Source organism: Collinsella sp. AF33-16, assembly GCF_003475325.1.
Classification (GTDB): domain Bacteria; phylum Actinomycetota; class Coriobacteriia; order Coriobacteriales; family Coriobacteriaceae; genus Collinsella.
The window spans coordinates 73,178-86,422 of record NZ_QRQC01000003.1 but is presented as its reverse complement, the minus strand read 5'-3'; the positions used below and the strand labels follow the sequence as shown (position 1 = coordinate 86,422).

Genomic DNA, 13,245 nt, shown 5'->3' with positions numbered 1-13,245 from the left:
CGGGGTACGGTCCACCTTTCGGCCCAACCATGGGATTCGAAAGGCCGAAGACGCCGAGAGAGATCCGGGCAGGACGGCGCCAGGTGGTTTTCAACCCCGTCAACGGTTCGCGAGCTCTGGAATATTGCCCGCAGGCCACGGGAAGAGCTCCAACCGAAAGTAATCATCGCCAGCAGCTCTATCTCGCGAAACGTCCTCGTGAAGCCGCACGTGAGTGCACCCGAAACCGCATGAGTCCACTATGAGCGCATTCTTTTGACGTTTTGTTCCCGAAGCAAGGGGCCCCGTCGGCCTGGCGCTCGACCCCATCAATACGACGCCACTGTTCTCCCGATGGAGCAGGACAGCATATTCGTCTCGTTCATGCAGGTAGATAGTGCCGTTGGCTTGCGTGTATCCAATTTGCTCAAACATCACGGCATACACGATAAGGTACGAGAAAAACGAGGGAGACCGCATTCGGCCTCCCTCTTAGCGACGTGAATCGTAGCTAGCGGCTTTACCGTCTTACGTTTCCACAGATCAGAAGGGATGTGCAAGAGCGATGACCGAAAGAATCGTCGCAGGCGGCTTATTCACCCAAGAGTTCAACGGTTCCACTTTCAAATGCATGGGGAAATGCGAATGACCTCAATGTGCTCCCGAACTCGGCGCTAGCGTTAACGCCGACTCCGTCGAGCGAAGACTTGCTAATATGAGTCACAACACCGTCTCCAAGGCCGATATGCCCAAGATGGCTTCCAACTGGGGGCAGGGTTTGCCGATAGGAACAACATGAAGAAATGCAGTCCCCTTGGAATCCTGCTCGGTGATTCCGTCAGCGTTCTTCTCAAGGCAATCCAGAAGAGCAATCGGATCGCCCATCACGTCAGGTGGCGGAGTTGGCATGGAGGGCAGGTTCTTGTTGGTATCCACCCATTGTACGCCCGTCGTCGTGCACGACCAATCGGACAGCTTCCCGGATTCGATAGTTGCATGCGAGGGGGTTCTTCGAGCTAAGTGCTCTTGAGCATGGCGTTTCACGTGCCGGTGTTCATGAGCGGCAAGGATTGCTTTTTCGGGCTCGATCCGAGGATGCGTGACTACGGTCTCTCTTGCTGTTCAGCTCGCCTAGTCTGCATCTTGGTTCCTCGACTGCGCAGCTTGGTTAAACGCCGAAGGTTCAGCTATCTTCGTCAGCTAGCATGAGAGCAACCCGAAGGGAGGACGCATGAAGATCACAATCGAAGAGCGAGAAGCAGCTCAAGATATAGAAGTCACGATCGTCTGCGTAAGGGTCGATCGCCGCGTGCTTGATATAGCGGCTCGGCTGCGCATGCTTGACAGGAAGGTGACGGGCACGGCCGACGGCTGCACGCGCGTGCTGAGCGCAGAAGACGTCCTGTTCATCGAGTCGGTCGACAAGCACACGTTCATTTATACGGCCGACACGGTTCTCGAAACGGGCCTGCGCCTTTACGAGATGGAGGGGCGCCTGGCGGACTGCGACTTCCTGCGCATCGCGAAAGGTTGCATCGTCAACTTCCGCGCGATCACCGCCCTCAAGCCCGACGTCAACGGCAGGATCATCGCCACCTTGGAAAACGGTGAGCAGGTCGTTATCTCGCGCCAGTATGCGCCCGACGTCAAATCGAAGCTCGGTCTGAAGCAGTCGAAACGAAGGAAGGGAGACCGAAATGATTAACAGGGACATTATCGACACCGATAAAAAGACGCCCGCGGAAAACCTCGGACAACTCGTGAAAAGCACCTGTATCGGCTTCACTGTTGCCATGATAGCCTTCTTGGCATTAGGGACTTGTTTCGCTGATGACACCGCCAAGCAGGGCATTAACTATTGCTGGTCGATTCTCGCCGCGTGCGTCACCGTCCCCGCGCTGCAGTTCGTGTTCTTCACGCCCGCGGTGATCAGACAGATGGCGTATCCCGCGCGCCTGGTGCTGTTCGACGTTTGCCTCTACGCAGCCCTCTGTGCATTGGCGTTTGTCTTTGCTTGGGTTCCCGTGAACAACCCCGGGGCGTGGGTTACCTTCACGGTTGTCTATCTCGCCATCCTGGCGGTCCTCACTCTTGCTTTCAACGCCAAGCTGAGCCGCGAGACCCGCGAATTGAACGACAGGCTCGCGGAATACCGCAAGAGCAGGGAGACGGAATAAGGGTATAGCTGAGCATTATCGATGCTGGGCAAATCCTTACTCCCGATCCTCGGATTACCGCCCAGCGCGAGGACCTGATACCAAGGCCGGCGCAGGGCGATGCTCGGCCCCGTTCGCTACCCCAAGCGCTTCCTGCGCGATCACGCCCTTGTAGCCCCCCCGTTCGCGCGCATAAGCGGGTTCATGTGCAGGGGAATGTCGATCCAGGTGCCGCTTGCTCGGTCAGCTTGATCGGATTGGAGGAAGACGACCTCGTGTTCAGCATAGACGATGGCGAAACTTCCTACGTATTGCGGTCTACCCAAGCCATCATTCGGTCCTCCTCGGTTTCGAAACTCGAATTTTTTTTAAAGTTTCGAAACCGGGGAGGCAATATGCACGGGGATGCATCGAGGAGCAATTCCCAGTCGTGCCATGTCAGCAGCGATGCCGGGCGCATTCACGCGTGCTACAATGCGGGCACCAGAGATGAAAACACAGTCCCCGTCGGGTAGTCGTGGGCGTGCGGGAGTCCGCATCAGTAACCTGCCTCCTTGGTTGTCCCTTCTCTGCATGGTCATCTACATAAAGGAGGAACCAACCATGCAGATCAGCGTGTCATCCACCCTGACCGTATATCACGACGGCCAATTCTGGGTCGGGCTGGCGGAGCATGTCGAGGACGGCAGATACGGCGCCGCCCGCATCGTCTTCGGCGCGGAACCGTCCGATGAGGAAATCCTGCGATTCGTTACAAGCAAATGGGCGAAGCTCTCGTTCTTCGGTGACGAGGCCACGGAAATAAGCAAGCCCGCGAAGAATCCCAAGCGACGCGCTCGCGAGGCAGCGAAAGCCCTTAAGCGGCCCGCGGTGAGCACCAAGGCACAACAGGCGCTCGCAGCACAGCGGGAAGCGATGAAGCGGGAGTCGGCTCAAGCAAGAAGCCAGCGTCGCGCGGATGAGGCGGAGGCGCGCTTCGAGCAGCGAAAGCTGAAGCGCAAGCAGAAGCATCGTGGGCATTGATCGCCATGTGCAGCAAGGCAGACCATATACAGCAGTGGGGCCAGTTCCACTTGAAGCCGACGCCGCGTAGACGCTGATGGTGACGGCTATGCACGGGCACGGGCGCACCGCCGCACTTCACAGCTTGTTTCTCAAGTATTTGGGACGCACACGCGGCGTTCAAAAATGCGGAGCGACTCCACATGGCTCGAGACTGAGCCGAGGTGCCCTACTTCTCGCCCTCCAGCAGCCCCACGATACGGTCGATGTCGACGGCGAAGCGGGGCCTTCCCTCGCGCTCGCAGCGGTCGAGGTACGCCTGGCACTCGGAGACAATGCGCTTGGTGTTGCCGTCGATGATGCGCTGGAGCGTCTCGTAGTAGGCCGAGCCCTCGGTCCTGAAGCGGCGCTGGTAGGACTTGGTTATGGGGAACATCTTGATGTAGTGGATGCCGTGGCGACAGCCGGGGCTCGTCGTGGGGCGGGGTGGCAACGCAAAGTACTGGTCTTTGGGCACGTTGGGGGCGATGTTGGAATGCAGCGGCACGGCGAAGTCCCTGCGCTTCCCGCGGAAACGCAGCCTCACCACCACGATGCAGGGGAGATTGTGCTTAAGCATGAGCTCGCGGTCGCCCTCGACGAGGTCGAAGAAGTCCTGGGAGATGGATACGATCTTCATCGGTTGCGCCCCCTCATACGAAGCGGGGCCCGCATCGCTGCAGGCCCCTACAGGTGGGCGATATTCTACGCCTTGCGGCACCCCGTCGCCCACGGAGGTTAAACGTACACGTAAGCCGTACTCTGAAAGCCGCGGCTTCCGGCAAGTAGTTTATGCCACGAAAGGTCGCTTTCAACGCGCATAGCTCGCAAAATAACACTCGCTGGGCCGTCACCCCTGGCTGTTACCCTCCAATCTTCATTGGAGTCAGCAGGTCAATTCATATAGTTATGGGGGGGGGTATCCTAAAGGAAATCAATTTTATACCCCCATAACTAAGGAATTTTCTATTCCCACTCAATGACTAGGGCCCTGGTGTAATTGGCTGGATCACCGTTCCGGGAACCGGTATCGACCTACCTGTCCGCCAAGCTCCTTCTTCAGCTCCAGCTTAGTATCTGACTCACACCGTTATAAGCAAAACCGAAGAGATGCGTCTTGGCCAAGAAATAAGGTTAGCCTTATCTTACTGCATGATTCGTGTGTTATAGTTAGATTGCTCTAACTGTTTGGGGGGCGATAGCCATGCACGAACGCAAGGGCTTCTGGGACAAGAATGCCGGTCGGTACGACCGTTTCATGCGAAAGGACCGGGCGGCGTATGAGAAGATGTATGAGCTGATCAGGCCGGTGGTGAAAGCAAAAACCGTACTGGAGGTTGCCACCGGCACGGGGCTTATCGCAAAGAGCATCGTGGATGCGGCGGTGCACATCGAGGCTACGGACGCTTCTGCACAGATGATCCTTGAAGCAAAGCGGGACAATCAATCCGCAAAGCTGCACTTTTCCGTACAAGATATGTTCCGCCTGCCCTATGCACAGAAGTCCTTCGAAGTGGTGATCGCGTCCAACGCGCTTCACATAGTGCCGCATCCGGAAAAGGCACTGCAAGAAATCAGGCGGGTACTGAAGGACGACGGCGTGCTCATCGCGCCAACCTTCACCCACGCGGGGAACTCGGTTTCCGGCAAGGCAAAAGCCTTTTTCATGAGTATGGCGGGATTCCCCCTCCACAGCAGGTGGACAAGCGAGGAATACCTGCGTTTCCTGCGTCAAAACGGCTGGGCGGTGCAGAAAAGCGCGGTGCTGAAGGCCTCGTTCCCATTGACCTATGCGGAATGCACGAAATCGGAGGGGCCAGATGTCGTTCTTTGAAAACACCCGCAAGCCCGTGGGCCTCGGCGGAAAACTTATGGTTGCCATGATGAATCTGGGCCACAGCCCTGTGGCGCGGTGGGGACTTCGATTTCTACGACTTGCGCCAAATGCCAAGGTGCTGGATTGCGGCTGCGGCGGCGGGGCGAACATAAAACGGCTGCTGAAAAAATGCCCGCATGGCGTCGTCAAGGGCGTCGACTATTCGCCCGTCAGCGTGGAGAAGACTAGAAAGCTCAACCGAATTGCAATTCAGGAGGGGCGTTGCGCCGTTCTGCAAGGCAGTGTGGCGGATATGGTGTTTGAGGATAGCTACTTCGATGCCGCCACGGCCTTTGAGACCGTCTATTTTTGGCCTGATTTGCCCCGATGCTTCCGTGAGGTCTGGCGGACGCTGAAGCCAGGCGGGACAATTCTTATCTGCAACGAGAGCAATGGCGATACGGACAAGGACGAGAGGTGGACGCAGATCATCGGCGGCATGACCATCTACAAGGACATTGAATTAAAGGCATGTCTGGAGCAGGCGGGTTTTCACGAGGTGCAGATACACAAAAAGAAAAAGTGGCTCTGCGTCACGGCGCGGAAGTAGGGGTATCAAGCACGGGCATTTTTGCATCCATCCTGCACATGGCGATAGGCATGACGGTCATAGCGGCTATGCTGGCGGCAATTATGACAGTTTTTATTCACTGAGGAAGAAACCTATGAAATGTAAAATTGAGAAAAACACCGTGCAGGAGACGCTGATCCTCCCGCTGTATTCCCGGAAGCTGTGTACGGAGTTGTACCCGAACCTTTACAGGGATGAAACAGCGGTTCGTCTGCTCGACCAGATCGACTACGACTTTTCAGAGGCAGAGAAAAACTCCCGCAGCCTGATGCAGCGCTTTGGTGCGCTGGAGGTGGCCACACGGCAGAGTGATCTTGCTTTCGAGGTGCGGGATTACCTGAAAGGCCACCCCAATGCGGCGGTGGTCAATCTGGGCTGCGGGCTGGACAACACCGGCAGAACCTGCGACAACGGTAGATGCAAGATCTACAATCTGGACTTCCCGGATGTGATTGCCTTGCGGCAGCAGCTACTGCCCGCCGGGGATCGAGAACAAAATATCCCCTGCGACCTGAAAGACACCGCATGGTTTAGCAAAATCGATGCCTCCCGCGGGGCGGTGTTCTTTGCCTCCGGGGTGTTCTATTACTTTCTGACCCAGCAGGTCCGGGAACTGGTGCGGGGGATGGCGGACGCTTTCCCCGGCAGTGTGCTGGTCTTTGATGCTGCCAATCGGACGGCGGTAAAGATGATCGCAAAAACATGGCTTAAGACTGCAAAAATCAAGGATGTGGGGGCATATTTTGCGGTTTCGGATGCCGCCAAGGAAATCGGCACGTGGGACAGCCGTCTGCAGGTCACAAGTCGCGGCTATATGCTGGGCTACAACGATTTGAGAGACTCTTCTGTCAGCTGCTTTTTCCGGTTTCTCGCAAGGGTCGGTGACAACGGGATGAAAATGCAAATCGTGAAAATAAGATTTTGAGAGGCGAAAACGAAGCGCATTCACTTTGACGTCGAAGAAGACGGCTTTTACGGCGCATATTGGGCGTGCAAGGACACGCATACAGCAGCGGGCACGGATTCAATTGAAACCGTGCCCGCTATCTGATACTATATTATTTTATCGAACGTATGTTCTATTCCCACTCAATCGTCGCGGGCGGCTTGGACGTGATGTCGTAGCACACGCGGTTGGCGCCGGGAACCTCGGCCACGATGCGGCCGGAGATGCGGGCAAGCACGTCGTAGGGCAGCTTGGCCCAGTCGGCGGTCATGGCGTCGCTGGACTCGACGGCGCGCAGGATGATCGGGCGCTGATAGGTGCGCTCGTCGCCCATAACGCCGACGGACTTAATGTCGGGCAGGACCGCGAAATACTGCCAGCAGCTGTGCTCGGAGTTGCGCTCGCCGGTCTGCTCAAACAGACGCTGGTTGTAGGCGTCGAGCTCCTCGCGCACGATGGCGTCGGCGTTCTTGAGGATCTCGAGCTTCTCCTTGTCGACCGCACCGATGATGCGGATGGCCAGACCCGGGCCCGGGAAGGGCTGACGGAACACGATATGGCCCGGCAGGCCGAGCGCCAGACCAAGCGCACGGACCTCGTCCTTAAAGAAGTGGTCGAGCGGCTCGATGAGGTCGAAGTGCACGCCCTCGGGGAACGGGATCAGGTTGTGGTGGCTCTTGATGGTGGCCGTCTTGCCGCCCGTCTTGCGAGCGCCAGACTCGATGATGTCGGGATAGATGGTGCCCTGAGCCAGGTACTTGACCGGCTTGCCATCGGTCTCGAGCTGCTGCGCCACGGCGAAGAACTCTTTCCAGAACTGCGTACCGATGATGCGGCGCTTCTCCTCGGGCTCGGTCACGCCGGCCAGAAGCTCGGCATAGCGGTCCTCGGCGTGGACGTGGATAAAGTCGACGTCAAACTGCTTGGTGAAGACCTCCTCCACCTGCTCGGGCTCGCCCTTGCGCAGCAGGCCGTGGTTGATGAACACGCAGGTCATCTGCTTGCCCACGGCGCGAGCGCCCAGCGCAGCCACGACGGAGGAGTCGACGCCGCCGGACAGGGCCAGAATCACGCGGTCGTCGCCGACCTTCTCGCGGAACTCGGCCGTCATGGTCTCGACCAGGTTGTCCATGCTCCAGTTGGGCTCCAGACCGCAGATCTCAAACAGGAAGTTGCTCAGCAGCTGCTGACCGTACTCGGAGTGCTTGACCTCGGGGTGGAACTGCGTGGTGAAAATCTTGCGCTCGACGCACTCCATGGCGGCAACCGGGCACACGTCAGTGCTGGCGGTAACGGTAAAGCCCTCGGGCACCTCGGAGACGGCATCGCGATGGCTCATCCACACGGTCTGCTCCATGGGCGTGGAGTTAAAGAGCTTGGCGCCAGCCGTGCGCGTGATGGTGGCGCGGCCGTACTCGCCCACCTCGGAGTGGCCGACCTTGCCGCCGAGCGTCACGGCCGTAATCTGATGGCCGTAGCAAAAGCCCAGGACGGGAAGGCCCAGGTCAAAGATGGCAGGGTCGATGGACGGAGCGTCCTCGGCGTACACGGAAGCCGGGCCGCCAGAAAGGATGAGCGCAGAGGCGTTCATCTCGCGAATCTCATCGGCCGAGATGTCGCAGGGGACAATCTCGGAATACACGTTGAGGTCGCGGACGCGACGGGCAATGAGCTGACCGTACTGCGCACCAAAGTCGAGTACGAGGACCTTTGCGGAAGCCTTTTGATCCATGGTTCCCCCTCTTGTTGGCGGGGAGCCGGTGCCCACCCGCGCGAATAAACGAGAATAACTTCCATAGTGTACACGTTATATGGGGTTTCTCGTCCCTCGCAGCCGCCAGCGCACGGCAAACGCACGACCTGGGCCCCTATTTGACGGCAATCGAAGTGTTACCAAACGTTACAGATGATGTAATACGTTTGAACATTGGACGCCCTGTGCCACAATACTGCCGAACGACTCCGCCTCTGCGGCGGCAAATACGATAGGAATACCAGCATGAAGCGCATCCTTCTCATCGCCACGGGCGGCACCATCGCATCGACCGAGGACGGCAACGGCCTCTCCCCCGCCCTGACCGGTGAGGAGCTCGCCCAGAGCGTCCCCGAGATCTCGGGCCTCTGCGAGCTCGACGTCGTGCAGCCCATGAACATCGACAGCACCAATATGCGTCCCAGTGACTGGATGCGTATCCGCGACGTCATCGTCGAAGGCTATGCCGACCACGACGGCTTCGTGATTCTGCACGGCACCGACACCATGAGCTATACCGCGGCAGCACTTTCCTATCTGATTCAGGACAGCCCCAAGCCCATCGTACTCACCGGCTCGCAAAAGCCCATGGGCAACCCCTTTACCGACGCCAAGCTCAATCTGTACCAGAGCCTGCTCTATGCGCTCGACGAGCACTCGCACGATGTGTCGATTGTGTTTGGTGGCGTCGCCATTGCCGGCACGCGCGCCCGCAAGCAGCGCACCATGAGCTTTAACGCGTTCATTAGCGTCAACTATCCGCCCATTGCCTACATCCGCAACGACCGCATCGTGCGCAACGGGCTCCACGGCACTCATCAGGGCGAAAACCCGGTGCGTTTCTACGACAGCATCGACCCGCGCGTGTTTGTCCTTAAGCTTACGCCCGGCGTGAACCCGGGTATCCTGGACGCCCTAGCCGATAGCTACGATGCTGTAATTCTTGAGACCTTTGGCATTGGCGGTATTCCCGAGTTTGGCGAGTCCGGCGAGTCATTCCAGGAGGCGATTTTCCGCTGGGTCGATTCGGGCCGCACCGTCGTTATGACCACGCAGGTCCCCGAAGAGGGCCTCGATCTGGGCGTTTATGAGGTCGGCCGTGCTTACGCCGATCATCCGGGCATTCTGCGCGGCGATGACATGACCACCGAGACGCTTGTGGCCAAGACCATGTGGGCGCTCGGCCAGTCACGTGATGCGGCAGAGATCCAGCGCCTGTTCTACAGCCAAGTCAACCACGACCGCGTCCCAATGGCGTAATTCAGTTGTCGACGGGTATCCCCTATTCGATACCCTCGAGAAGCTCTGACACCGTCATGCCGAGTGCGGGCGCGATCTTAAATAGAACCTTGAGCGTGAAATTTGCCGTCCCATCTTCGATTCGGTCGAGGTAGGGTCGGCTGATTCCTGTCGCCACACAAAAATCAACCTTGGAGATACCAAGGTCCCTGCGTGTCTCTTCGACCCGCCTGCCAAGAATCTGTTTCGCACGTTCGTCCATGCAGCCGAGTTTGAAATGGAGCCGAACATAAACGTAAACTATAGTTTACGTTTTGCCGAATACACAGGAGTTTTCTATGTCGGGTTCTTCGGTCCGCATGTACCGAGCCACGCTTCGCACAAACAGCGCACCGCCCAAGCTCGTCGTCGTTGAAGCAGAATGCCTTTCGCCCGATGAGCGCACAGCATTTGCATTGCTATCAAGTCGCGTCGTCGCCATTCTGGTCCCTTGCCCGGCGCAAGGTGAACTTGCCATTCAATGCCAAACGCACGGCTGCTCGCTCAATCAGGCTGCCGTAATCGCAACCAGCCAACGCGGCCTGCCGCTCCTTTTAGAAGCCGGTATCGCACTCGCCCTTTGCGGCGCCGGATACGAAAACGAGGCCGCCGCCGACATGGTCTTTAAACCACGATCGAGCGGCGGCCTCGCAGCAGCCATTGAATATGTGTGCAGGCTCGTTGCCTAAAAGGACAAACTAGAAACCAAAGCCAAAGCCCGTTCCGGTAATCGCCGAGTACATAAAGTAAACGTTAATCACGTTGAGGAACACACCCGTGATGCAACCGTTGCGCAGGTAGCGCTCGCACACGATGCGCGCCATGGCGGCGGAGTCATCATTGTTCTTGGCCTGGCGTCCCGCCGTAAAGTACGTTGCCACGCTCAGCAGCAAATTGAGCACCGGAAGCGCCAGCAGCTCGTAGCTCTTGCCCCAGCGCGTCACCTCGCCGGCTGCGTTAAACTTCGTTGCCACCTCGGGGCCAATGTTGGGGATTACAAACGCTGCGACCACCAGCGGAAGCACCGCAAGCACCAGCAGCGCGATGCCCATGTAGCCGGCTTTTTTGCCATATTTGAACATGCGCGTCGTCCTTACACGTTAAAGCGGAAGTGCACGACGTCGCCATCGGCCATGACATAGTCCTTGCCCTCAATACGCAGCTTGCCGGCGGCCTTGGCGCCCTGCTCACCGCCGAGCTCGATGTAGTCGTCGTAGCCAATGACCTCGGCCTTAATAAAGCCACGCTCAAAGTCGGTGTGGATGACGCCGGCGGCCTGCGGGGCGGTCGCGCCCTGACGAACCGTCCAGGCCTTGACCTCCATCTCGCCGGCCGTAAAGAACGACTGCAGGCCGAGCAGCTTGTAGGCAGCCTGAGCGAGCACGTCCAGGCCGGGCTGCTCCAGGCCCAGGCTTTCCAGGTAGTCGGCGGCGTCCTCGGGATCGAGCTCGGAAAGCTCGGCCTCGATCTTGGCGCAGATAGGCAGTGGCTTGACACCATCGATGGGCGCCAGGTCGTCGTTGAGCATATCCTCGTCCACGTTGGCCACGTACAGGATGGGCTTCATGGTGAGCAGGAACAGACCCTTGGCGGCGGCACGCTCCTCGTCGGTCATCTCCATGGATGCGGCGCGCTTGCCCTCGTTGAGCCAGGCAAGCAGGCGCTTGGCCACCTCGAACTTGGGCATGAGCTCCTTGTCGCGCTTGGCCTCCTTCTCGAGCTTGGGCAGCTGCTTCTCGAGCGTGCCCATGTCGGCTAGGATGAGCTCGGTCATGATGGTGTCGGCATCGCCGGCGGGATCGACGAACTCGCCCGTGCGGCCCACCTCACGCATGACGTTGGGGTCCTTAAAGTAGCGCACGACCTCGCAGATGGCATCGGTCTCGCGAATGTTTGCCAAAAACTGGTTGCCCAGGCCCTCGCCCTCGTTGGCACCCTTCACCAGGCCCGCGATGTCGACAAACTCGACCGTAGCCGGCACAATGCGGCCCGGGTTGACGATGTCGGCGAGCTTTTGCAGGCGGCTATCGGGCACATCGACGATACCCACGTTGGGGTCGATCGTGGCGAACGGGTAGTTGGCGGCAAGGCCGGTCTTTTTGGTAAGCGCGGTGAACAGCGTCGACTTGCCCACGTTGGGCAGGCCCACGATACCGATGGAAAGGGACACGACAGCTCCTTTTGGTACAGGTACTTCAAACTGCATAAGTATAGCGCCGCCGCAGCATCCGGGCGAATCCGGACGCCGCGGCGGCGCAAATGAAGCAGAGATGTGTGAGAGTTCGAGACAGCAGTCCTTACTTAAGCTCGGGCCAGAAATCCTTGTTGGCCTCGATGAGCTCGTCCAGGATCTGCTTGGCAACGCTCGCCGAAGGAATGGTCTTGGAGAGCGTGAGCGCCTGCCAGAGCTTCTGGTAGCTGCCCTCGACCCAAGCCTGGACAACGAGCTTCTCGACGGAAACCTGCTGCTCCATCAGGCCCTTCTGGAACTGCGGAATCGGGCCCTGGCAAATCTTCTCAAAGCCGTTGGAACCGACGATGCAAGGCACCTCGACCATGGCCGTCGGGTCGAAGTTGGGCACAGCGCCATCGTTGGGGACGATCAGCAGGAAGCGCTCGAGCGTGTTCTCGGCCAGTGCGCAGGCAAGGTCGACGATGTAGTTGGCATGTACATCCGGCTCAAAGCCGCCGTCCTTGGCAGTACCCTTGGCGATGATGTCGCGGCAAGCGCCAAAGACCTTCTTCTCGCGGCCGTCCATAACCTCATTGGCGCGAGTGTAGTTGGGGTCAGACGTCTCGACGACATAGTCCGGGTACAGGTAATACTTGAGGTAGGTATTGGGAATCGTCTCGGGATCGACAGCATAGACATCCTTGGCCTTGCCGAAGGTGTGAATCCAGCTCTCCTCGACATGCTGCTCCTTACCGGCCTCGTGCTCGATGCCGTCCAGGTAGCCGTTCTTAGCCATGTGCTCCTTAATCTGCGGCATGAGGTCGTTGCCCTCCTTGTCGTAGATTTTGCTCCACCAACCAAAGTGGTTGAGGCCGTAGTAGCTATACTGCAGCTCGCGACGATCCTTGATGCCGCACATACGGCTCATCTTATCCATGAGGTCGATCGGCATGTCACAGATGTTGATGATGCGGCTGTTGGGGCGCAGCACGCGGCAGGCCTCGGCGACGATGGCCGCGGGGTTGGAGTAGTTGAGCATCCAAGCGTTGGGGCTGTACTTCTCCATGTAGTCGAGGATCTCGATGACACCACCGATGGAGCGCATGCCGTAGGCGATACCGCCGGCACCGCAGGTCTCTTGGCCAACGCAGCCGTACTTGAGAGGAATCTTCTCGTCGAGCTCACGCATAGCGTACAGGCCAACGCGGATGTGAGCGAGGACGAAGTCAGTACCGGTAAAAGCGGTTTCGGGGTCGGTGGTGTAGTTGAACTCAACCTCGGGGGCGTTCTCGTGGAAGTAGATCTCGCAGGCCTTGGCCACGGTCTCCTGGCGCTCGGCGTTGTTGTCGTAGAAGGTCACCTTGTTGACCGGGAAGCGGTCGCGCTCCTCAAGCAGCATCAGGGCAATGCCCGGAGTGAAGGTAGAGCCACCGCCGGCAATGGTCACGGCATAGTTTTTCTTGGACATGATG

15 protein-coding genes are annotated in these 13,245 nt (G+C 58.5%); 8 read left to right on the top strand and 7 right to left on the bottom strand.

The annotated features are described in order from the left end of the window. Positions 1–699 precede the first annotated feature (699 nt). Complete coding sequence (locus DWZ52_RS02070) at positions 700–915, bottom strand: hypothetical protein (protein ID WP_118450766.1); 216 nt, start codon at positions 913–915, stop codon at positions 700–702. Between the two features lie 295 nt (positions 916–1,210). Between DWZ52_RS02070 and DWZ52_RS02065 the strand changes: the two genes are divergently transcribed. From DWZ52_RS02065 to DWZ52_RS02055, 3 genes are all read left to right on the top strand, one after another. Continuing rightward, positions 1,211–1,684: a LytTR family DNA-binding domain-containing protein gene (locus tag DWZ52_RS02065; RefSeq protein ID WP_117640135.1), complete on the top strand. Its 474-nt coding sequence runs from the start codon at positions 1,211–1,213 to the stop codon at positions 1,682–1,684. After that, the gene (locus DWZ52_RS02060) at positions 1,677–2,156 is read left to right on the top strand and encodes a DUF3021 family protein (RefSeq protein ID WP_117640133.1); all 480 of its coding nucleotides are present in this window, start codon (positions 1,677–1,679) and stop codon (positions 2,154–2,156) included. The genes DWZ52_RS02065 and DWZ52_RS02060 overlap by 8 nt, the downstream gene beginning before the upstream one ends. 582 nt (positions 2,157–2,738) lie before the next feature. Further along, on the top strand, positions 2,739–3,158 hold the full coding sequence (locus DWZ52_RS02055) for a YjdF family protein (RefSeq protein ID WP_117640131.1): 420 nt from the start codon (positions 2,739–2,741) through the stop codon (positions 3,156–3,158). A gap of 208 nt (positions 3,159–3,366) precedes the next feature. Here DWZ52_RS02055 and DWZ52_RS02050 read toward each other — a convergent pair whose 3' ends face one another. Then, positions 3,367–3,816, bottom strand: coding sequence for a hypothetical protein (locus tag DWZ52_RS02050; RefSeq protein ID WP_117640130.1), 450 nt, complete (start codon positions 3,814–3,816; stop codon positions 3,367–3,369). 564 nt (positions 3,817–4,380) lie between these two features. Here DWZ52_RS02050 and DWZ52_RS02045 point away from each other — a divergent pair. From DWZ52_RS02045 to DWZ52_RS02035, 3 genes are all read left to right on the top strand, one after another. Next, the gene (locus tag DWZ52_RS02045) at positions 4,381–5,010 is read left to right on the top strand and encodes a class I SAM-dependent methyltransferase (RefSeq protein WP_117563603.1); all 630 of its coding nucleotides are present in this window, start codon (positions 4,381–4,383) and stop codon (positions 5,008–5,010) included. After that, the gene (locus tag DWZ52_RS02040; RefSeq protein ID WP_055251058.1) at positions 4,997–5,602 is read left to right on the top strand and encodes a class I SAM-dependent methyltransferase; all 606 of its coding nucleotides are present in this window, start codon (positions 4,997–4,999) and stop codon (positions 5,600–5,602) included. The genes DWZ52_RS02045 and DWZ52_RS02040 overlap by 14 nt, the downstream gene beginning before the upstream one ends. Before the next feature lie 115 nt (positions 5,603–5,717). Further along, positions 5,718–6,548, top strand: a complete 831-nt coding sequence (locus DWZ52_RS02035; protein ID WP_117640126.1) for a class I SAM-dependent methyltransferase — start codon at positions 5,718–5,720, stop codon at positions 6,546–6,548. A 154-nt stretch (positions 6,549–6,702) separates the two neighbouring features. Here DWZ52_RS02035 and guaA read toward each other — a convergent pair whose 3' ends face one another. Further along, positions 6,703–8,301, bottom strand: a complete 1,599-nt coding sequence (guaA, locus tag DWZ52_RS02030) for a glutamine-hydrolyzing GMP synthase (protein WP_035136929.1) — start codon at positions 8,299–8,301, stop codon at positions 6,703–6,705. Positions 8,302–8,568: 267 nt separating this feature from the next. On the opposite strand from guaA, the gene DWZ52_RS02025 reads away from it, so the two are divergent. Continuing rightward, positions 8,569–9,582: an asparaginase gene (locus DWZ52_RS02025; RefSeq protein WP_117759164.1), complete on the top strand. Its 1,014-nt coding sequence runs from the start codon at positions 8,569–8,571 to the stop codon at positions 9,580–9,582. A gap of 22 nt (positions 9,583–9,604) precedes the next feature. On the opposite strand, the gene DWZ52_RS10300 is transcribed toward DWZ52_RS02025, so the two are convergent. Beyond that, a complete protein-coding gene (locus DWZ52_RS10300; protein ID WP_035136926.1) occupies positions 9,605–9,823 on the bottom strand; it encodes a helix-turn-helix domain-containing protein in 219 nt (72 codons plus the stop codon). A 76-nt stretch (positions 9,824–9,899) separates the two neighbouring features. Here DWZ52_RS10300 and DWZ52_RS02015 point away from each other — a divergent pair, with 76 nt between their 5' ends. Next, positions 9,900–10,289, top strand: coding sequence for a hypothetical protein (locus DWZ52_RS02015; protein ID WP_118384798.1), 390 nt, complete (start codon positions 9,900–9,902; stop codon positions 10,287–10,289). 9 nt (positions 10,290–10,298) lie between these two features. Here DWZ52_RS02015 and DWZ52_RS02010 read toward each other — a convergent pair whose 3' ends face one another. From DWZ52_RS02010 to DWZ52_RS02000, 3 genes are all read right to left on the bottom strand, one after another. Beyond that, positions 10,299–10,682 carry a DUF1648 domain-containing protein gene (locus DWZ52_RS02010; protein WP_118384797.1) on the bottom strand — a complete coding sequence of 128 codons (384 nt, stop codon included), beginning with the start codon at positions 10,680–10,682 and terminating at the stop codon, positions 10,299–10,301. An 11-nt stretch (positions 10,683–10,693) separates the two neighbouring features. Next, the gene (ychF, locus tag DWZ52_RS02005) at positions 10,694–11,770 is read right to left on the bottom strand and encodes a redox-regulated ATPase YchF (RefSeq protein WP_035136922.1); all 1,077 of its coding nucleotides are present in this window, start codon (positions 11,768–11,770) and stop codon (positions 10,694–10,696) included. A gap of 127 nt (positions 11,771–11,897) precedes the next feature. Further along, entirely contained in the window at positions 11,898–13,241 is a 1,344-nt protein-coding gene (locus tag DWZ52_RS02000) for a 6-phospho-alpha-glucosidase (RefSeq protein WP_118384796.1), read from the bottom strand. Positions 13,242–13,245 lie beyond the last annotated feature (4 nt).